17 protein-coding genes and 1 pseudogene are annotated in these 19766 nt (G+C 51.8%); 12 read left to right on the forward strand and 6 right to left on the reverse strand.

Annotated elements, in window-relative coordinates:
- Positions 1 to 83 precede the first annotated feature (83 nt).
- Genes RJP21_RS09790 through RJP21_RS09800 form a run of 3 tightly spaced genes read left to right on the forward strand, consistent with a single transcriptional unit; the run spans position 84 to position 1817 of the window.
- Complete coding sequence (locus tag RJP21_RS09790; RefSeq protein WP_310859106.1) at positions 84 to 707, forward strand: TetR/AcrR family transcriptional regulator; 624 nt, start codon at positions 84 to 86, stop codon at positions 705 to 707.
- Positions 708 to 736: 29 nt separating this feature from the next.
- Positions 737 to 1303 carry a GNAT family N-acetyltransferase gene (locus tag RJP21_RS09795; protein WP_310859107.1) on the forward strand — a complete coding sequence of 189 codons (567 nt, stop codon included), beginning with the start codon at positions 737 to 739 and terminating at the stop codon, positions 1301 to 1303.
- On the forward strand, positions 1296 to 1817 hold the full coding sequence (locus tag RJP21_RS09800; RefSeq protein ID WP_310859108.1) for a GNAT family N-acetyltransferase: 522 nt from the start codon (positions 1296 to 1298) through the stop codon (positions 1815 to 1817). Before RJP21_RS09795 ends, RJP21_RS09800 begins: the two co-directional genes overlap by 8 nt.
- A 173-nt stretch (positions 1818 to 1990) precedes the next feature.
- Here the strand turns inward: RJP21_RS09800 and RJP21_RS09805 are convergent, their stop codons facing one another.
- Positions 1991 to 2614: a TetR/AcrR family transcriptional regulator gene (locus RJP21_RS09805; protein ID WP_310859109.1), complete on the reverse strand. Its 624-nt coding sequence runs from the start codon at positions 2612 to 2614 to the stop codon at positions 1991 to 1993.
- A gap of 177 nt (positions 2615 to 2791) precedes the next feature.
- On the opposite strand from RJP21_RS09805, the pseudogene RJP21_RS09810 reads away from it, so the two are divergent.
- The 3 genes and pseudogenes from RJP21_RS09810 (at position 2792) to RJP21_RS09820 (ending at position 4687) form a co-directional block, all read left to right on the forward strand.
- Positions 2792 to 3153, forward strand: a pseudogene (locus RJP21_RS09810) (winged helix-turn-helix transcriptional regulator).
- A gap of 268 nt (positions 3154 to 3421) precedes the next feature.
- On the forward strand, positions 3422 to 3799 hold the full coding sequence (locus RJP21_RS09815) for a MerR family transcriptional regulator (protein WP_310859451.1): 378 nt from the start codon (positions 3422 to 3424) through the stop codon (positions 3797 to 3799).
- 63 nt (positions 3800 to 3862) lie between these two features.
- The gene (locus tag RJP21_RS09820; protein WP_310859110.1) at positions 3863 to 4687 is read left to right on the forward strand and encodes an NAD(P)-dependent oxidoreductase; all 825 of its coding nucleotides are present in this window, start codon (positions 3863 to 3865) and stop codon (positions 4685 to 4687) included.
- 158 nt (positions 4688 to 4845) lie between these two features.
- Here RJP21_RS09820 and RJP21_RS09825 read toward each other — a convergent pair whose 3' ends face one another.
- From RJP21_RS09825 to RJP21_RS09835, 3 genes are all read right to left on the reverse strand, one after another.
- The gene (locus tag RJP21_RS09825; protein WP_310859111.1) at positions 4846 to 5358 is read right to left on the reverse strand and encodes an MFS transporter; all 513 of its coding nucleotides are present in this window, start codon (positions 5356 to 5358) and stop codon (positions 4846 to 4848) included.
- Between the two features lie 148 nt (positions 5359 to 5506).
- Positions 5507 to 6925: a hypothetical protein gene (locus RJP21_RS09830; RefSeq protein WP_310859112.1), complete on the reverse strand. Its 1419-nt coding sequence runs from the start codon at positions 6923 to 6925 to the stop codon at positions 5507 to 5509.
- A 432-nt stretch (positions 6926 to 7357) separates the two neighbouring features.
- Positions 7358 to 9499, reverse strand: coding sequence for an alpha-amylase family glycosyl hydrolase (locus RJP21_RS09835; RefSeq protein ID WP_310859113.1), 2142 nt, complete (start codon positions 9497 to 9499; stop codon positions 7358 to 7360).
- A 381-nt stretch (positions 9500 to 9880) separates the two neighbouring features.
- Here RJP21_RS09835 and RJP21_RS09840 point away from each other — a divergent pair, with 381 nt between their 5' ends.
- The gene (locus RJP21_RS09840; protein ID WP_397386207.1) at positions 9881 to 10573 is read left to right on the forward strand and encodes a DUF421 domain-containing protein; all 693 of its coding nucleotides are present in this window, start codon (positions 9881 to 9883) and stop codon (positions 10571 to 10573) included.
- Between the two features lie 144 nt (positions 10574 to 10717).
- A complete protein-coding gene (locus RJP21_RS09845; protein ID WP_310859115.1) occupies positions 10718 to 11257 on the forward strand; it encodes a DUF4190 domain-containing protein in 540 nt (179 codons plus the stop codon).
- Between the two features lie 101 nt (positions 11258 to 11358).
- Here the strand turns inward: RJP21_RS09845 and RJP21_RS09850 are convergent, their stop codons facing one another.
- Positions 11359 to 12183: a methyltransferase domain-containing protein gene (locus RJP21_RS09850; RefSeq protein ID WP_310859116.1), complete on the reverse strand. Its 825-nt coding sequence runs from the start codon at positions 12181 to 12183 to the stop codon at positions 11359 to 11361.
- A gap of 117 nt (positions 12184 to 12300) precedes the next feature.
- Entirely contained in the window at positions 12301 to 13956 is a 1656-nt protein-coding gene (locus RJP21_RS09855; RefSeq protein WP_310859452.1) for a histidine kinase N-terminal 7TM domain-containing diguanylate cyclase, read from the reverse strand.
- Between the two features lie 115 nt (positions 13957 to 14071).
- On the opposite strand from RJP21_RS09855, the gene RJP21_RS09860 reads away from it, so the two are divergent.
- From RJP21_RS09860 to RJP21_RS09875, 4 genes are all read left to right on the forward strand, one after another.
- Positions 14072 to 14986, forward strand: coding sequence for a phosphotransferase (locus RJP21_RS09860; RefSeq protein ID WP_310859117.1), 915 nt, complete (start codon positions 14072 to 14074; stop codon positions 14984 to 14986).
- Positions 14987 to 15113: 127 nt separating this feature from the next.
- Complete coding sequence (locus RJP21_RS09865) at positions 15114 to 15641, forward strand: DinB family protein (RefSeq protein ID WP_310859118.1); 528 nt, start codon at positions 15114 to 15116, stop codon at positions 15639 to 15641.
- A 267-nt stretch (positions 15642 to 15908) separates the two neighbouring features.
- Positions 15909 to 17609 (forward strand): molecular chaperone HscC, encoded by a 1701-nt coding sequence (locus tag RJP21_RS09870; RefSeq protein ID WP_310859119.1) that lies wholly within the window; start codon positions 15909 to 15911, stop codon positions 17607 to 17609.
- Positions 17609 to 19756, forward strand: a complete 2148-nt coding sequence (locus RJP21_RS09875; RefSeq protein WP_310859120.1) for a J domain-containing protein — start codon at positions 17609 to 17611, stop codon at positions 19754 to 19756. Before RJP21_RS09870 ends, RJP21_RS09875 begins: the two co-directional genes overlap by 1 nt.
- Positions 19757 to 19766 lie beyond the last annotated feature (10 nt).

Raw genomic sequence — 19766 nt, forward strand, 5'->3', positions numbered from 1 at the left:
TGTTGAAAAACGACACGAATGTCGTTTATAATGGAATTTGATAAAAACGACAAGAATGTCGTTTTGGGAGTCGGGGTGATGAGATGTCTCCAAGAGTCAGCGCGGAATATAAGGCGAAAAAGAAAAGCGAACTGCTGCAAGCTGCGAAGCGGGTGTTTATCCGCAAAGGTTATTCGCAGGCCACGATGCAGGACATCATGGAGGAGGCCGGCGTATCGAGAGGGGCGTTATATGCCTATTTCGAAAACATCGAGCATGCGTATCTGGAATTGCTGCAGCACGAAGACCGGGAAGACCTTCATTATTTCGATGCATGCGATGCAGGAACGTCCTGGCTGCAGATGCAAAAGTGGATCGCGAAGCAGCAAAAAATCATTGAACATATGGACCAATCGCTTTTTCTGGCCAATTCGGAATTCTTTTTGTCGGTCCGCCGCCGGGCAGGACATGACGGAGTTCCATACCTTTCGAACCGTTATTCGGAACTCGTCGCTGCGTTAGCTGCTTTTTTTCAAAGGGGAACGGATCGCGGCGAATGGAAGCCCCGCCTTCCCGCGGAAGCGATCGCCCGTTATTTGGTTTCGTTTATTGATGGGCTCATGATCGACACGGCCCATCTTGGCGCTGACCGCACCGAGGTGAAAGAGCAGCTGGACACGCTGTTGTTTTCATTGGAAGAATTGCTTTATCCGGCGAATGATGAATAGGTCAAATTCGGCAAGGGGGAGTAGAAATCATGCTATTCGAATCATCGAGAATCTATTTTCGAAAAATGACGGAAGAAGACGTCCCGATTTATCATAAGTGGCGTAACGAACTGGAAGTGATGCGGACGACCAGTTCGTACCTGGATGTGTATACCCTCGCTGAAACCCAGGCGTTCGTGGAACAAGTCATATTGGGATCCGGCACATCCAAAAGCTACATGATCATCGAAAAACAAACGCAGGCACCCATCGGCATCACTTCACTGGTTCAAATCGACCGCAAAAATCGCAACGCCGAGTGCATCATCGATATTGGCGACAAGGATTACTGGGGAAAAGGCTACGGCACGGAGGCGCTTTCGCTTTTGCTGGATTACGCCTTTTTTGAAATGAATCTGCACCGGGTGTCGCTGCAGGTGTTTGCTTTTAACCTAAAGGCCATATCCATGTACAAGAAAATCGGATTCAAGCAGGAAGGGATTTTGCGCGAGTTTCTGTTCAGGGAAGGCGCTTGGCATGATTTAATTCAAATGGGCATCCTCAAGCACGAATACAACGGCAAAAAACTCAACGATAGGGGGAGCGGTGTTGGATAACGCGTTTTTGGCGGAACCGGGTTTCGAGTATAAGGACGAATACATAGATTTCTACGAGGAATGGTTAGCCAGCGGAGAGTCCATCGTGCCTTGGGTGGTTAGCAGGGAACCGTCCGACTTTGAAGGCATGCTTCAGTTTTTGCGGCAAAATGAAAAGGGGGAAGGAATCCCGGAAGATTGGGTGCCGAGCTCCACTTATTGGCTCGTTACCGAAAACAAACGCGTGATCGGGGCGGTTAACATCCGGCATCGCCTGAACGAAAAACTGCTGCAAAGCGGCGGCCATATCGGGTATGGCATCCGTCCGACCGAACGGCAAAAAGGTTATGCCTCCCTATTGCTTTCTTTAGCTCTGGAAAAAGCAAAGGAGCTCGGCATTACGAAAGCGCTTGTCGCATGCGACGACTGGAATGCGGCTTCGGAAAAAACGATTTTGAAAAACGGTGGGGTGCCGGACGCAAGTTTTACGGAAGAAGACGGGAATATCGTCAAACGGTTTTGGATCGAAACCTGATCCATTCAAAAGATCTTAAATCTAACTTAATGCATGCACAGCAAAAGAAGAGGGAAAATCCCCTCTTCTTTTGCTGCAAATAATCCATCGGCGGCTTCCTGCAACGCGGGTTAGAGGCTCTCTTCCAATGGACCCAGGCGTCTGTCCCTGGCCCCAAAGGCTGCCAATTCACGTTAATCGTCGCGGTGCCGCTTGGCGGATATCGTATCCCATACGTTCATCAGTTGAGTGATGGCAGCGTCAATGGTTTCGTACGGAACACCGTCCCGGGCTTGTAGCGAAATTCCTCGAAGAAACGTTTCAAATAACGTCACCAGCATGGGAACGTCCGTTGAATCGGGCAATTCCCCGTTGGCAACGGCCCGTTCGATGCAATCATTCAGCCAACCGTGAACCCTTTCCCGTTCCTTGGCCAGGATCTCTTGAATGTGATGTTGTTCGGGAGAACAGTTTACAGCGGACAACACCAACAGACAGCCCAAAGGATGGGAGCGATCTGTCTGTACCCGCGCCGATTGCCGCAATCCCTGCTCCATGGCTGCTTTCGATGTTAAGCTCGTATCCCTGAAACTTTCCGACACTTGTCCATATGTAGAGATATATTTATCCACCGCTTCGCGGAACAAGGATTCCTTGGAATCGAATGCCGCGTAAAAACTCGCCGCCGAAATATTTCCCATCGCAGCGCGCAGCTGGGCCAGCGAAGTGGATTCAAAGCCGTGTTCCCAAAAAAGCACCATCGCAGCGGCAACCGCCTCGTCACGGTTAAATGCGCGCGGGCGTCCCGTTCGTGGCATAAGAAGACCTCCTTTATTATTTTATACTAATCGATCCATAAGTCCTTGACAAGGGAGCGGGGCTGAAATTAATATATGGAATGACCGATTCACAATTCATCAATAAGCATTTTGCAAAAACCTGAAGTAAGCAACAAATTGTCTTTCTTCATTTTACGGAAAGGGATGTGTGGACAGATGATAACGTTTAGAGATAAGACCTATCGGTGCACCTCCGAAATCGTCCTCAGCTTAGTTAGCGGGAAGTGGAAAATAGCTATTTTAAACGAATTGGCAAAGGGCCCCATCCGATATAATGAGCTGCGGCGGCTGCTTCCAGACGCGACGCAACGCATGCTTACGATGCAGCTAAGAATGCTTGAAAGCGACGGACTCATTAGTCGCAAGGTTTATCCGGTATCACCGCAAAAGTGGAATACTGTTTATCCGAGCTGGGCGAACAACTGGCTCCCATGCTCCTGATGTTATGCGATTTTGGCACCACCTATATCGAAAGCTTTCCCGATGAAGTATCGCACACCAATCAAAAGCGTGCCTGATAAAAAAAGGAATTCAACGCGGCTCGATGTCCGTTTACCTGTACACGCCATACCTGATCGATGGCTGAAGATAATGGAACTTTAAAAGGCTGTCCTGAATGTAGTTTGGCGATCGGAAGATCCATCCGCATCAGCATCCGGTATCGGATATAGGCTTGTTATGGAGCTATCCTGTTCGCCTTTACATCACCCAATCAAAGTGCTATGATACGAACATGACGTTAACGTTATATTTATATCGTGAAAGGAGTGATCGATGATGAACCGCATGCGCATTGGCGAGTTGGCAGAGAGAGCAGGGGTTACCCAGCGCACGGTTCGCTATTACGAGAGCATCGGACTGCTTCCTTCAGGCGAACGCGAGGGCAACGGCCATTACTACTACACGGAAGAAACGGTCGCCCGACTGCGGAAGATCGATCAGTTGAAGATGCTGGGCTTAAGCCTTGAGGAGATTCGGGACGTAATCGAGTCTTACTTCACGGATCCTAGCGGGGTGCAGGCGAAGCGGAAGGTTCTCGGCCTGCTGCGCCGGCATCTGGCCGACACGGACGAGAAGCTCGATGCGCTGGGGCAGTTCCGCGCCGATCTGCAGTCCCATATCGAACGCTTCGAGCGGTGGCTCGAGGCCAATGATCATAGCTAAATTTTTTTATCCAAAACATGACGTTAACGTCATGTTTTGAAATTCGAAGGAGGAATGATCTTAATGAGAGAGAACATTGGATTTATCGGCCTCGGCCTGCTCGGGCTGCCCGTCGCAGCCAATCTGCTTCAGGCGGGGTATGCGCTGACCGTTTACAACCGCACCGCGGCCAAAGCGGAGCCGCTCGTTGCCCAGGGCGCGTTGCAGGCGACCCGTCCCGCCGGCGTCGTGACGGCCGGGGGCATCGTCGTCACCTTGGTGTGGGACGACGAAGCATTGGAAGGCGTCGTCAGAAGCGAGGATTTCCTGGAGCGGCTCGGGCCGGGCGGCATTCACGTGTCCATGAGCACGGTATCGCCGGATACGGGCAGGAAGCTGGCGGACTTGCACGCGCGGCACGGCTCCGTCTATGTCGAGGCGCCCGTATTCGGTCGACCCGAGGCGGCCGCGGCCAAGCAGTTGTGGATTCCCGTTGCGGGTCCGCAGGAGGCGAAGGAGCGGGTGCGGCCGTTGCTGGAGGCAATGGGAGCCAGTGGGATCTTTGACTTCGGCGAAGAAGCCGGTACGGCCGTGCTCGTCAAACTGATCGGTAACTTCCTCATCGTTTCCGCCGCACGCTCGCTGGAGGAAGCACTAGGCATGGCCGAACGCGGCGGGGTCGATCCCCAGGCGGCGGTCAACATGCTTACGAGCACGCTGTTTGCCGCCCCAATCTATCAATCCTATGGCAAAATGATCGCCGAGAAGACCACAACCATCTCTCAAAGCAAAATTCCGCAGAAGGATGTCGGCCTTTTCCTAGCTGCCGCACAAAACGCGCAATTCCCTGCTCCGCTCGCCAGTCAGCTGCTCGATATGCTTGAGGGTGGAGAGCGGAGCAGACAGTAGATTGAGCCGATTCGCATCATAAGAAGAGGCCGTCGCGAAAGGGACAGCCCCTTATCCTTATGTTTCGTTATACATGCTTTCTCCGCATTTGCCGCGCAGTCCAATTTCCTCTTTAAATGCACTTGTGCTGCGGGCGCCTCGCTCCAAACGATAGTTGATCATAGCCAGCATGGCTGCCAAGACGGCAACGATTCCCCCGGACCAGGAAAGATCAATGAGCTAAGGGGCACGCCGAGAACGCTGGCCACGGTAAAGCCCGTAAAGATGATGGAGATCACCGGCCCTCTTTTTTCGAGAGGCATCGTTTCACTGGCCACCGCCATCGCAAGTGCAATCAAGACGCCTGTAACCACGGCCGTGACCACTCTGGACGCCAGAAGCAATCCATACGATCCCGATATAGCCGTTATCATATTCCCGACAATAAATACGCCGATCAAAGCAAGGATGAGCGGACGCTTGGAGAATCGGCTGAATAATGCCGTGAAGATCGGTGTACCTATGGCAAAAGACAAAGCAAAAGCCGACACCAGGGAGCCTGCGACCGATATGGCGATCTTCATGTCCGCGGCTACTTCGGTTAATAATCCGACCATTACAAATTCACTGGTTCCCAATACAAATGTCAATAAAAATAAATTTAAAGTCAAAAGTTGTTGCTGCTTCGTCACGAAAAGTCTCCTTCCTGCTCTTAACCGGATGACAGAATCTCATTTTGTAAAATTTGAAAAAGCTTAATGTAGGGCTGCGGAATTTGACGGCAAAAGCCAGCATTCAAAGGCCTTGCCGTCAAATATTCCGTTCCTGAAGCCTAACGGCTTACAGGACTAAAAATTGCGTTCCGAACCCTTTGCCGGAAACATAAGCCGCCTCCAGTTCCTCCTGATCCCCATGGTCCAATAAAACCACATTTTCGGGATACAGCTTCCCTAGCAAAGCCCAAACGATAAGTTCATTTCCGCCGGTCGGGATAAAATGAATTCCATCGGCATTCGTCACGAGTCCGGAATGCGAGAGAATGTCTACTGCACGGTGCAAGCTGATGGAGGTCCGCTTCACGGCACCGGCATTGTCGCTTCCTTGCGGCCGATATAAAAAGCGATGCCCTCTAAAAAGCTGACCGAGATCTACCGTAAATTCGCGGCCTTCCATTTCCAGGCTGAGACGCAGCGTCGTCCGATCGGCACCCGTATTAGGCAGCAACCGGGCGATGTATGGTTTATCGTCATGTTTTTCGGAAACAGGAAGCGAGTCTTTGCTCACTGGTGTACCTTCTCCTGCTTCGGTACGCGGCGCGGCATAATAATCGTCATATTCATAATCGAAGGAGACAGCAGCCAAATCCTGTGTTCCTTCGGTTTGTATCGTTTGTACCGGGTGCCATTTGAGCAGGTACCGCGCCGCCGTCCGGGCAGACTCTCCCCAGCCAGCCGGCAGCACGGTTCCGAGGCGGTATTGGAAGCCGTAACCCACTGCGGTCAAACCCGAACTGACTACACTTTGCGCATACTGGACAATCGATTTGTGCGTTAACTTTTTCCCGAGCAACTGAGTTAGGAAAACCTCCCGGGCCGGTTCCAGAAAACGCAGTCTTTTGAACTCCGTATATTCCTTGACTTCAAACGGAACTTCCTCCCAATTGGCAAACGGTAGCAAGGCATCCCGCAGCAATACGAATTGGTGCAGGTATTCATTATAAATCTGCATGATCCTTGGACCGCCGAAAGGTCCCCAAACCTGAGCAATAGCCTGCGGGATCAGGGCATGACCATAACAATGGCTTCGAAATTCCATCTTTCCTAACGTTTCCGGCCCGTACTTAGCCAGCGTCTTTTTTTCGGCATTATATTCCCGGGCCCAGCTTACCAATTGCTCGCCGATGCGCACCGCCTGGGCTGTGAGCTCGACGCCAGCTTTATCTTCCAGCGCCAAGGGGCCAAGCGGCAGGGATGACACTCGTCCGGAGATCGCTAAATTAGCCTGAAGACTGTCCAAGAGCACTGTCGGATCGCCGTTTACCGGTTCCCCAAGCTGAACCAGCATCGCCTCAAGCATTTTGTCCAGTTCCATAACGATCTCTTTTGCCCGATATACACCGGCAGGCAAATTCCAATCCAAGGTTTCGTTCACGCCCTGTCTGATAGAGTCGCCAGGATATTTGCCAATGAGTGGCTCAATGTTGATCGCCTTCCCCCATACGATTCGTTTATCTTTCAAAGTAAGTTGATATTCTTGCATATTTTCGCACCTCACTACCATTTTTTAAACGACCGTGCCGCTTGTCGAAATCTGGATCGATCGTTCTATATGTAGGTTATCAGGTTCTATTCCGTTTGAGTAGTACGCACTTTTTTGTACGATCCGATCATTTTTGTAAGGTAGGATACTTTTTGATACTGAGAACAACACGCGCCGCGCTTGTAAAGATCATCCCGGCCGGTTTTGCGCTCTGGCTATCGCGGGTGAACGGCGCATTTGATGTATTTTGGGGTGAAGGACAGGACATCGAACATGAGGAGGAAAGAGGATAAAAGAAAAAGAGGGGAGAGGTCCCCTCTTTTTTGCTTCAGATGAGCTTGTGGCAGATTGAGCGGAAGATGAGCCTCTCCTCTCCCGAAACGGAAGTGCGACATTCATTTCCAATGGATGTAGCCGACTATTTCTCACACCTTATGGCTGCCAATTTACGTTAATCGTCGCGGTGCCGCTGGCCGGCGCGGTGAAGGTGTGGTTGCTGCCGCCTTCCCACGTGACGGTGGAGCCTTGTTTCTTCAAAAACTTGAACTCGATCGTCTTGCCGGCCGGAACGCTGACATCATAATACCAATTCGGATATTGGTAAACGACCTGATTGTACATCGGCCCGATTGCTTTTGCCGGGTCCCAGTTCCCCAGCTCGCTGACACTGCCCGTCAGGTAAACGTTTTGCCCAAGCGCCGTCGTCGCGTTGTTCACCACGAAGCGGACGCTGACCTGATCTCCGGACAGTACCTCGAAGTTGTCGTACACATTGCTTTCCGTTCCGGCGGCGTTTGCGATTTTAATATTGTAGATGCCGCCGGCGACGGCAGGGATTTTCACTTTAATTTCCGTGTCTTCCCAAGCCGTGATGTTTGCGCCGGTGACCGCCGTCGTACCGAAGTAGACGGTGCCTTTGGTCGAGCCGAAGCCGCGGCCGTCGATCGTAATCGTCACGCCAGGCTTGGCCATCATCGGCCCGACATGCCCGATGGTCGGCGTTGCCGTTGCCGTCGTGTATTGCCACACGGCCGTGCCGCCGGCCGCAAGCGTGAAGTTCGACGTGGCTCCGCCATTGCCGACCGTTAACGCATTGCCGTTCAGAAGACCGCCAAGCACGTCATTGTAGCTGCCTTGCGGCAGGGAAGTCACAAGCCCCGAGATGGAAGCGGGCGTGTTCAGATTGCGGTTGACGGCAACCACGGCAACGTTGCCGCCGAACTTGCGCTCATAGATGAGCACGTCGTTGTTGATCCAGCGCTCCTGCGTTGATCCGTAGGCGATCGCCGGATTCGACTTGCGCAGCGGCGCCAGCTTTTGAATGACCTGATAGGCGGTCGTCGAAGTAGAGAAGGAAGGGATCCGCGCCCGATTGTCCGGATCGGTCCCGCCCGACATATACTGCTCGGTGCCGTAATAAATGGCAGGCACGCCGCGCGAGGTCAGCGTGAACGCCAAAGCTTGCTCGAGTTTCCGGCGGTTCGCATTGCTTGCGTGGAAGCGCTCCATGTCATGGTTGTCGATGAACGTCACCTGGTCGTCCACCTGGGCGTAATCGGCTGCGGAGCCCTCCAGCATCGCCTTCAGGCCGTACATATTGTCGGTGTTGTCCCGGAACACCTGCCGTACCTTTTGGGCAAAACGGAAATCGAGCAGGCTCATGCCCGATTCGTTGGCGAACTGGTGATTTTCCGGGCTCACTTCGTTTACGCCAAGGAACCACTCGCCGAAGGTGAAGACCGGCTTATAGTTGTTGACGGTAGCCATAAAGCTCTTCTGCCAGCCGAACGGCATATGTTTCACCGCGTCCATACGGATGCCGTCGATGCCAAGGTCCAGCCACATTTTGATCGCGTCCTTCAAGTAAACGTCCACGGTGCTGTTGTTGTGGTTCAGATCGGCGAGATCGTACAGGTTTTTGTAAATGCCGTTTTCGATCGTGGAAAAATCGGTGCCGCCGTTATGATGGAACAAATTTTGCGTATCGTTCGTATAACCGCCGAGCAGCGTGCCGTTATTGTACAACCGGCCGTTCTCCGCGAAGGAAGGCTGATCGGACGAGGCCGGCGACGTATGGTTCGGGGCAAAGTCGATAATGACTTTGATGTTTTTCGCATGCGCGGCGGCGATCAGATTTTGGAAGTCCGCGATCGTGCCGTAGGCCGGATTCGTCTTTTTGAAGTCCCGGGCCCAGTAGCCGTGATAGGCGGTATTGTTCACGCCGGAATAATTGATGATGCTGTAGATGTTCTCGACCGGCTGCGAGATCCAGATGGCGGTGATGCCCATCCCGGTCAGGTAGCCGTCGTTGATTTTGTTGATGATTCCCTGCCAGTCGCCCCCGCAATACAACCGAAGGTTCGTGCAGGTCCCGTCAAACGCCGCGCCGGTCGGATTGTTGGCCGGATTTCCGTCCGAGAACCGGTCGGTGAAAATTTGATAGATGACGTCGGTGCTGAAATTTTGCTTGTTGGATACCGAGGTATCCGGCGCCGCCTGGGCAGGGCTGAAAAGCCCGAACGTCAGCGATAACCCCAAGGCAAAAGCGGCTGTCGTTTTCAAAAATTTCTTCATATTATACCTCCTATGTAATGATGAGAAGTCCGGACTTGTCCGTTGTCTTCGCAACACCTCCTGAAAAATCGGGCGACAAAAAAACCCCGGCGTCTCCTATTGAGATACCGGGGTTGTTCCATACCGGATATGCGGTGAAGGAATGCATGGCCCTTATATTATCGTGCTCGCGTTCCAACCATATTGTAGATGAAAGCGAATACAAATGTCAATAAATAACAATGTGTATTTTCCGACAGATTTTAAATCCGCCTATTTTTCGTGCAGCTCATGTCTCCACCGGGAATCATCATGCTCAAGGTAAACATTGGGCGCAAAGTGGGAATACATAATATGTACCGCTCAAAATCGAATCGTATTGGGGTCTGTGAAATGAGGGATATTCATTATTCGTCTTTAACCTTCGAGCTGATCGTCGGATTTTTTTTGTTGTTTGTCATCGTAAAAATCGTCGGAAGAAAAATGATTCGGCAGATCACGCCGTTTACCTTTATCGCCTCGATCATGTTCGGGGAACTGCTCGGCAACGCGCTGTTTGAACCCGGCATCGGTATCGGTTATATTCTTTATTCCATTTCCTTATGGGGATTACTGCTCATCATCGTCGAATATCTCGGGCAAAAATCCTTGTTTTTTCGCGGCCTGTTCGAAGGAAAACCGTCCGCGCTGATCAACAACGGCGTCGTGGATTATCGGCAGCTGAAGAAAAACCGGATGAACCTCAATCAGCTGCAAAGCCTGCTTCGCCAAAGCGAAACCTTCTCGATTCGCGAGGTGGCCTACTGTTACTTGGAGGTCGATGGTTCCCTCAGCATTTTGAAAAAATCCAAATACAAGAAAACGACGCAGGGGGATTTGAAGCTGCCGGAAAAACAAGTGCATGTCCCCGTAACGCTTATTCGCGACGGGACCGTATTATGGGACGAAATCAAGGATGCGGGTTTTAATGAGGTATGGCTGAAAAAACAGCTTCAAACCCAGCGGGTGTCCGATTACAAAGACGTTTTTATCGCCGAATGGCTGGAAGGAGACGGGATCTTTGTTCAAACCTATGCTCAAAGCCGGCGAAAGTAACCAACCGGGCATTTTTTCTTAGTCCGTCGCTATGCGGCAAAAGAAACAAATTTTGACAAAAACCTCCGGCTGGACTATGATGGAAAATATTTCGCATAGTTCTACATACCTATGAATCTAATAGAACGGAGGGGGAAAATCGCATTGCAGCCATCCAAACAACCATCCATGAAACCGCCCGCCAGACCGGCGGCTTCGCCGGCAGATAGGCAGGCGGGAAGAAGTGCCGGCCAAGTCAGGCCGAGCGGCGCTACAAACGGTCATTCGGGCCGTGTTCCCGCTGCGGGCAACCGCAGCCAGTCCCAATCCTCGCAGGTCCGCAAACCGGCCACAAAGCAAAGCAAAAAAAAGCAGCCCGTGAACCGGCTTGGACAAGCCGTCGTTTCCTTAATCTGCGGAATTTTCGGTATTTTGTTGTTTTTGAACTCGTTATCAAAATTTCAGCTGGCCTCTACATACTATTATTACGACCCTATGCCCATGGCGATGTTTACGATGATGGTATCCTTTATTGTTAATCTTTTAGGTTTTGTGCTGGGGATCCGGGCAAGACGTTCGATCAGCGGCAGAGGCATGGCCATCGCCGGGATCACTTTAACGGCGGTGCCTGTTGTGTTAATGTCGCTGCTTATTCTTTTCGTCATTGCGACCATGTTCATCATAAACGGCGTCAAAGTCAACTAGTCAAAATAGAACCGGACAGACCATTCGATAAGCGTATGAAACGAAAAAAGGGGCCGCAGCCCCTTTTTTCAAGCTTTGCTTTCTCCCCGCAAGCATCCGGTCTAAACGGCCATGTTCCGCGCGATCAGTTTCGTCATCGCATGCTGGTGGGGAACTCCGGATGAATTGCAGTCGAACACCACCTCGGAGCTTTCATACAGGTACCAGTCATCATAATGGCCGGGCAATTCGCCGGAACGCCATAGAAACGCGTTGGTCTCGTTTTCGGGCGGCGGTGCGATAAACGGTTTATGGACGAACGCATTCAAAACATGAAGTCCGTTCGGGCGGGTAAATCTTTTGTAGTTCCCGAATATTTCATCGCGCATTTCCGGTTTGATATAATGCAGCACGCCGCTCGAAAATAAAACGTCAAAATGGGAATCCAGGCGGAAATCCAAAACATCCGCTTTAAGCACGTTTACGTTGACGCCGGCTTGCTCTGCAAGCCTTTTGGTTTTCTCGATCCCTGCGTCCGTGATGTCGAATGCGGTGACGTCGTATCCGTTTCTTGCAAAAAACACCGCGTCTTTTCCTTCGCCGCAGCCGATGTCGAGCAGCTTCACATGCCTGGTGGGAGGCATCAGCTGCAGCACCCGGAAACAAGCTTCGTTTGGTTCCGTGCCCCAAATGTACTCGGGCGTCCGGTATTTCTCTTCATACACGGTCACCGGCTTGTCGTAAGAAAGATATCCCAAAAGTTTCTCGATGCTTACCTGCAGCGTTTGGGACAACGCCGGAAGCAATGCGATGTCGGGCATCGATTGCGCATTTTCCCACTTGGAAACGGCTTGAAAGGAGAGGCCCAGCTTTTGCGCCAGCTCCTCCTGCGTAAATCCCCGTTCTTTCCGGTATCTGCCGATATTTCTTGCCAATGTTTCCTTCAACCTGTCCACGCTCCTTTACGTACCTCATTGTACCGGGAGCGCTTCAAGCCGGACAATAACTTCGAAATTGAATTTTTATCCCGCTCAACCGGCGGTTGAATTTGTCGCCCCCAAACCTTACTTCAATGCGAACATGACCCGGTTGCGCCCATTCCGCTTGGCTTGGTATAATACATGGTCCACCTCCTGGAACAGATCGGTGATCAAGGTCGCGGAACCTGAATCGGGATCGGTCGGGAAACGGTCGACGGATAACAACCCGATGCTCACCGTTACGGACAACGGCTGGATGAGACCCGGGACGGCGATTTCATTCGACTCGACGGACGCGCGGATCTGCTCGGCCAACTCAAGCGCTTGTCCAGAATCCATGCCGGGAAGATAAACGATAAACTCTTCACCGCCAAAACGGGCCAAAATGTCCGTTACTTTCAGCTGTCGCTGAATGGCGGCAACCGTGCCGCAGATCACTTCATCCCCGGTTAAATGCCCGTACTGATCATTGATCCGTTTAAAAAAGTCGATATCCAGCAAGAGGATGGCGAAGGGGGTTTCATTTTCGATATGTTTGATGACTTCTTGCTCTAATTGCTGTGTTATGTAATTTCGATTGTAGCAGCCTGTCAGGCCGTCCGTGATCGCCATTCGCTGAAGCTTTTGATTCGTCAGGTGCAGCTCCAGCTGCATATCGTACAAGGCTAGGTTTTGTTTCTGCAATACCGTGTTTTGTCTCGACGTCTCGTTGACAAGCTCGCGAAGCCGGCTCCTGTCCTGAAACGTGATGGTGCGTCCGACACGCGTACCGTCAACGACGATGGGTGACGCATGGACAAGGATATGATGCTTGCCGTCATGATCGTATACTACTTCGATTTCTGAACTTTCCAGCGGATCGTTTTTGTATTTTGCGAGGAACTGCGTTGCGGCTATGGCTTCCCGACGGGGAAGAATGGCCGCCATGTCGAACCGTTCACCCGTTTTTAAGTGCAGAAAAGGGGGCAGCGAGCGGTTCGTTTCCACGATCGTTTCGTTATCGTCCAGAACAAGAATACCAAGCTGGATCGTATTGATAATGTCTTGGTGCGCGATTTTCAAAAGGTCGAACACTTTGTCCCGATGAATGGCAACGATAAAAAAGATTGCGGACAACAGGATGCCTATCGACGTCAAACCCGGTATCACCATGCGGGAGACGGGAAAAACGACATTAAGCAAAATATCGGCGCAAATGAACGCCATGACGACGATCATTCCGCGCAGCACCTGACTGACCTGTTTTTTGATCCGGGGCGCCCGGTTGTTTGATAATGCCTTCCCAATGACGTAAAGCGAAACGATTCCGTACCCGATCATCACCGGCGTCGTGATCCAAAACAGCGGTCCGTAGATTCGTTCGACGTATTCGCCATGTTGCGGCTGCACAAACGTTCCGCCCGGATTCAATAGGACGGCGATGACGGCGATCAGAGCGGGGGCGGTAAGCAGGAACGGCATTCTTTTGCGGACGGACAGCGATTGATTCGTCAACAGAAGGGTGAAAAACAGCCAGCCCACAGCCAGGAGGGCCATATCCACGAACGCGAGTTTCACGTATAACAGCTGGAGCTTGGGATTGTCCGTCGCCCGGATGGCAAATTGGCAAAAGGGCCATAACGTCATGAAAAAATGAAACGTCAGGTAAACCTTGTGCAGAGTGGTGATCATCACGGAAAAAAATACATATGCAAGCAAAACAAACAAAAGGATGCAAACGATTAAATCGATCCATGCCATCACACGATGTACACCTCAATTGTTAATATAGAGTCAACTCATTCTAACACGGAAAAAGATCAGCGAACAAAATATTTCGGAATTAACCCCAATATTTAACAAGGAGGCATGCAACATGTCGGGTTCAAACCCATGGGATGCGGAATGGGAAGTATCCGAGGCTCTGGCGAAGCATCTTGTATACAGCCAGTTTCCGCAGCTTTCGCAAGAGTCCGTCCGGCTGTTTGGCCATGGCTGGGACAACACGGTGTATCTTGTCGGAGACCGTTACGTTTTTCGTTTTCCGAGAAGAAGCATCGCGGTACCGCTGCTTGAAACGGAAGGCAAACTATTGCCGATGCTTGCCGATCGGATCACCATTCCGTATTCGAAACCGTTGTTTTACGGGGCAGGAACCTCCGAATATCCACCGCCGTTTCTAGGGTATGAATATTTGCCCGGAACGTATCCGATCGGATTGACGGATGGGCAGCGGCTGTCATCGGCCCGGACGCTGGCGAAGTTTTTAAAGGAGCTGCATGCGTTCCCGGTACTTACCGCCAGGGAAAACGGCGCTCCGAGCGACCGCCGGAACCTCACCGATCTGGCCTCCCGAAAAGAGAAAATGGTCAGACATCTGGCCGATCTGAAAGGCTATATCCGTGGCGAGGATTATCGGCTTATTTCGGACTATTTGCAGCAGTTGACGACGGATCGCGTTGAGCCCAAAGAGGTTTTCCTTCACGGCGACCTTCATTTCAAAAACATGCTGGTGGACGAAAAAGGACGCATCTCGGGCATTATCGATTGGGGAGACATCAACATCGGACATCCGGCCTGCGATCTCAATATCGCCTACAGCTTCCTTCCTCCGGCAGCAAGAACGTCCTTTTTTCAGGTCTATGGAGGGATCGATGGGGAGACGAAGCTGCTTGCCCGGCTGATCGCCGTTTTTATTCCGATGATGATCCTGCTCCAGGCCGTCACCGATCGGGATGAGGCCATCGCGGACGAAGCCATCAACAATATTAGACGCGCGCTTGCGGATTGATTTTGGAATTCGAAAATGTAAAATAGTGGAGAGCTGTTCTTTGGTAAAATAGGTGCGAATCGCCATTTGCGTGAGTAACGGTTTTCGGTCATTATACGAGGTCGTTCTGCCAGGGGAGGAAATTCCGATGAATTTTAATCTGAAGGAAGCAGTGGAGATTTTGGAGCGGACGCCCCAAACGCTCGAAGTTTTTTGCTCGGGATTATCGGAGGGTTGGCTTGCGAGCAATGAAGGCGCAGGGACATGGAACGCCACTGAAGTGATTGAACATCTGATCGAGGCGGAAAAAAGCAATTGGATGCCGCGGCTGGAATCCATCCTGAAGGAAGGCGAAGGAAAGCCGTTTCCCCCGTTTGACCGTTTTGCCCATATCCATGACAAGCCGCAAGGCTCGATCGGGCAGAAGCTGCATCAGTTTAAAAGCGAAAGAATGCGTAATTTGGACAGGCTCAAGGAGCTTGTCGATCCGTCGCGGCATCTGGAACTGGCCGGGCGGCATCCCGAATTCGGCGTGGTCAAGCTGCGCGAGCTGCTGTCGACCTGGGTCGTTCATGATTTTACGCACATGGCTCAAATCGTAAGGGTCATGGCTGAAAGGTACAGGGCGGACGTCGGGCCTTGGAGCGACTATCTAGGGATTTTGAAACGAAAATAAGAGGAAGATACGAGTTTGAATGCCCGCGCTAAACAAGCAGCGGGTTTTTTGTGCTTTTAGGAAAATAAGACCATAAAAAAATAGTTTGAACGTCCTAAAATACTCAATTGCGAAGGATAGAGAGCATCGGTGTTTCGTGCTTTATATTACTTTCGAAGCTACTTTTGGGGGAGGATTGCTTGTTATAATAAAGATTGTGTTCCCATCTTTTGGAATCTCTTATTTATTTCACTAAAAAATCGTTTCTTGGAATGAGGTAATCGAGTCGTGACAATGATTGGCATTGATTTAGGAACTACGAACAGCCTTGTCGCATATTGGACGGAAGAGGGGCCGGCCATTATTCCGAATGTGCTTGGGGAACGGCTGACCCCTTCCATCGTCAGCGTCGACGAAAACGGAGAAATTTTGGTCGGACAAATCGCCAAGGAGCGGCTGATCACCCATCCGGAGCTGACGGCCGCCGCGTTCAAAAGATATATGGGGACGGAAAAGATTTTCCGTCTCGGCACATATTCGTTTTCGCCGGAAGAGCTTTCTTCGTTTGTCATCAAGTCCTTAAAAGCGGATGCGGAAGCCTTCTTCGGCCATGAGGTGACGGAGGCGGTCATCAGCGTTCCGGCGTATTTTAACGATACCCAGCGCAAGGCCACGAAGCGGGCGGCGGAAATCGCCGGCCTCAAGGTCGAGCGGCTGATCAGCGAGCCGACGGCCGCGGCGATCGCTTACGGGCTGCATCAACGACAGTCGGAAACGAAGTTTCTCGTCTTTGATTTGGGCGGCGGCACGTTCGACGTGTCGATTTTGGAATTTTTCGAAGGTGTCATGGAAGTGCAGTCGATCGCCGGGGACAATTATTTGGGCGGCGAGGATTTTACGGAACTGCTAGTATCCTGGTTTGCCGAAAAGCACGTTATCGACATTCAGGCGTTGGATGCCAAAGAGCGTTCCGCTTTATTCAAACAAGCCGAGGTCTGCAAGCGCATGATCGGAAGCGGGTCATACGGGCAGATGAGCTTTACGTTGGGAGAAAAGACATGCGAATCGACCATCGACAGGAACGAATTCGAGAAAATCGCCGGTCAGCTGATGCTTCGGCTCCGCCACCCGATCGAACGCGCGCTGCGCGACGCGGAACTTGCGCCGGATGATCTGGATGCCGTCATTTTGATCGGCGGCGCGACGCGCATGCCCCTCATCAAATCGGTCGTCAGCCGCATGTTCGGCAGGCTGCCCTTTAACCAGATCAACCCGGATGAAGCGGTTGCTTTGGGAGCGGCGATCCAGGTGGCGCTCAAGCAAAGGGACGAAGCTTTAAAAGAGGTCGTGCTGACGGACGTATGCCCGTATACGCTTGGCATCGAAACGACAAAGCCGCTTGGTGGCGGCCGTTACGACGGCGGCCATTTTAGCCCGATCATCGAACGGAACACGCCGATCCCGGTCAGCAAAGTGGAATCCTACAGCACCATCCACGATCAGCAAAAAAGCATTCGGGTTGCGATCTACCAAGGCGAAAGCCGCAAAGTGGAAAATAATATCTACCTTGGCGAGCTGGAGGTGCAAATCCCGGCCGACGAAGCGGGCAACCAGTCCATTGATGTGAGGTTCACGTACGACATCAACGGGATTCTTGAAGTTGAGGTTACTGTCCTGAGCACTGGAGTCAAACAAAAAACGATCATCGAGAAAAATCCTGGCAAGCTTACCCTGAAGGAAATCGAAGAACGGTTGAAAGAGCTGAAAGACATCAAAATCCATCCCCGTGAACGGACGGAAAACCGTCTCCTTCTGGCCAAGGGCGAACGGCTGTACGAAGAGTCGCTCGGGGAAAGACGATCGGAAATCGCCTTTTTGCTGGAAAGATTCGAGCAGGTGCTGGCTTCGCAAAACGAGCAGGACGTCAAAAAAGCGGCCGCGGTATTTAAGAAACAGCTGGAGGAGCTCGAAAGGTGGCGTGATTATTAATGCAGATATGGAACATTCTCGGGATTGAGGCGACGGATGATGCAGCCAAAATTAAAAGGGCCTATGCGGCCAAGCTAAAGCAGCATCATCCCGAGGACGATCCGGAAGGGTATCAGAAGCTAAGAGAAGCCTATGATCATGCGTTGAAGCTGGCCAAAGAGCGGCGCAAAAAAGCGGCGGGCCTGTCCATGGCGGAATCGGAAGGGCAAGAGGAGGATGCAAGGCCTTCTTTCGTGGAAACGGAAAACACCCGGCATACGGATGGCAGGAACGAGGACGAATTCGATCCGGAGGAGATCGGTCAGGATGCGTTCGGGACAGAGACGGAGTCCGAAATTGAGACCGAGCCTGAAATTGAGCCTGAAATTGAGACGGAGGCGGAGACCGAACCCGATATCGAAAACGAATACGAAACAACGTATGTTCATCGCCGATTGACCGATTTCGGACAGAACCTGCCGCCCGAGCCGGCCGATTCGCTGGAACGATTCATGGAACGGATCGAATCGTTGTACGATCATTTTCCTTCCCGGATTGACCCCGAAAGTTGGATGGAGCAGCTGAATTCCGACGTCATGTGGAACGTGGGCACGCAGTCCAATGTTTCCATCCAATTGCTTTATTTTATGGAGGAGAATCCTTTTGTGCCCGAGGCCGTTTGGACGCTGCTTGAAAATACCTTTCATTGGAGCGAAACGGCCGGTGAAGATCCGGAGGATTTCAAGGACGAATTTCCGAACGTTTACGCCTATGCGGTGGCCAAACCTCCGTTGCTGCATTTGGGTTATACGGCGCTTTTGCAGGCGGAGGAATCCGTCGTCGACGATTTTTTGTGGATGCGGGAAAAAGGGCTGCTGGCTATGCTGGAGCGGGATTATGAAACGGCCAAGCAGCTGCTGGAAGATGCCTCGGAAATTTTCGGGGAGGATCCGGATGCCGTTCGGCTGCTGGCGGCATGTTATGCGCAAACGGGAGATGCGGACAACGCTTTGCAGGCGAGCGACCTGCTGGTACGGCTGCAGCCTGACGAAATCGACGGTTACATGTACCGGGCGCGGGCGTTTTACGAGCGTGGCGACCTTAACGCATGCCTTCACGATCTGAACCGGGTGTTGGAGCGTCATCCTTCCTACATTGCAGCGTTGTCCCTAGCGGGGCGCTGTTACAGGATGCTGGGAGAATACGACAACGCGTATGAAATGTATAAACGAATCCTGGACCTTCAGCCGGACGATATCGATGCGGTATTGGCTGTTGCGGACATCAATAGGCAAAAGCTGAACGCGTTGGAGTCCGGACAGGCTCATGGCGGCCGGGCGGAACGGAAGCGGCTGAAGCAAGCGCTCGGGAAAAAAACGATCGGCCAACGTCTCAAGCTGGGCGGTTTTTTTCTGGTCACCGGCAAATGGTTCAGCCTGATCGTTCTCATTTTTCTTCAGCTTTATACGGCATCCTCGTTCAAAAATTATACGGGAGAAAGCATCATCGGGTATTTTGCCGATGCCAGCAAGGCGCCGGAAATCCAAACCGTGACTTCCATCGAAGAACTGGTCCGCCTGCCGGCGAAAGTGGACGGCGTTCGTTTCGCGCTCGATCAAGCCGAATATACGGGCATCGTGCAAGTGAAGGTAACGGAGGACGATGAAGAGGAGATCAAGTACGTTAAAGGGAGCGAGATCAAAAAGCAGGGGCTGGAATCGGCCATCACAGGTTATTTATGCGTGGGAGAGCTGAACGGGAAGCAGCTGATCGTCCTCACGGATTATGATCAGGCCAAACAGATTTACGACAACCATCGGATCGAACTGAAGGGAACGGTTCAGGATGTCGACCCGGATATCGTAAGCGAATATCAAGCATGGAAAAGGCAACCCCCGGAGGTCGAAGCCGTAACGACGGATGCCACGGGAGAAAACAAAGTGGATGAAATCATCAAAAAGCTTGAAAAAATAAAAGAGCGTCCGTTGAATCACCCTCTAATGAACCCGGTACCCGAGAAATACGTGAACGCGGTTAAAGCACCGACTCGTTCCGGGCATGTCGGGATTCCGTGGAAATTTTATATCCTGTTTGTGGTCATTGTGTTATTGTACATATCCATATGGGGCGAAGTTCGGAGAGTATGGCGCTGTTTGCGTTTCAATTAAGGTTTGACAA

It is taken from the genome of Paenibacillus sp. VCA1 (assembly GCF_031583795.1).
In the GTDB taxonomy this organism is placed as follows: Bacteria; Bacillota; Bacilli; order Paenibacillales; family Paenibacillaceae; genus Paenibacillus_AQ; species Paenibacillus_AQ albilobatus.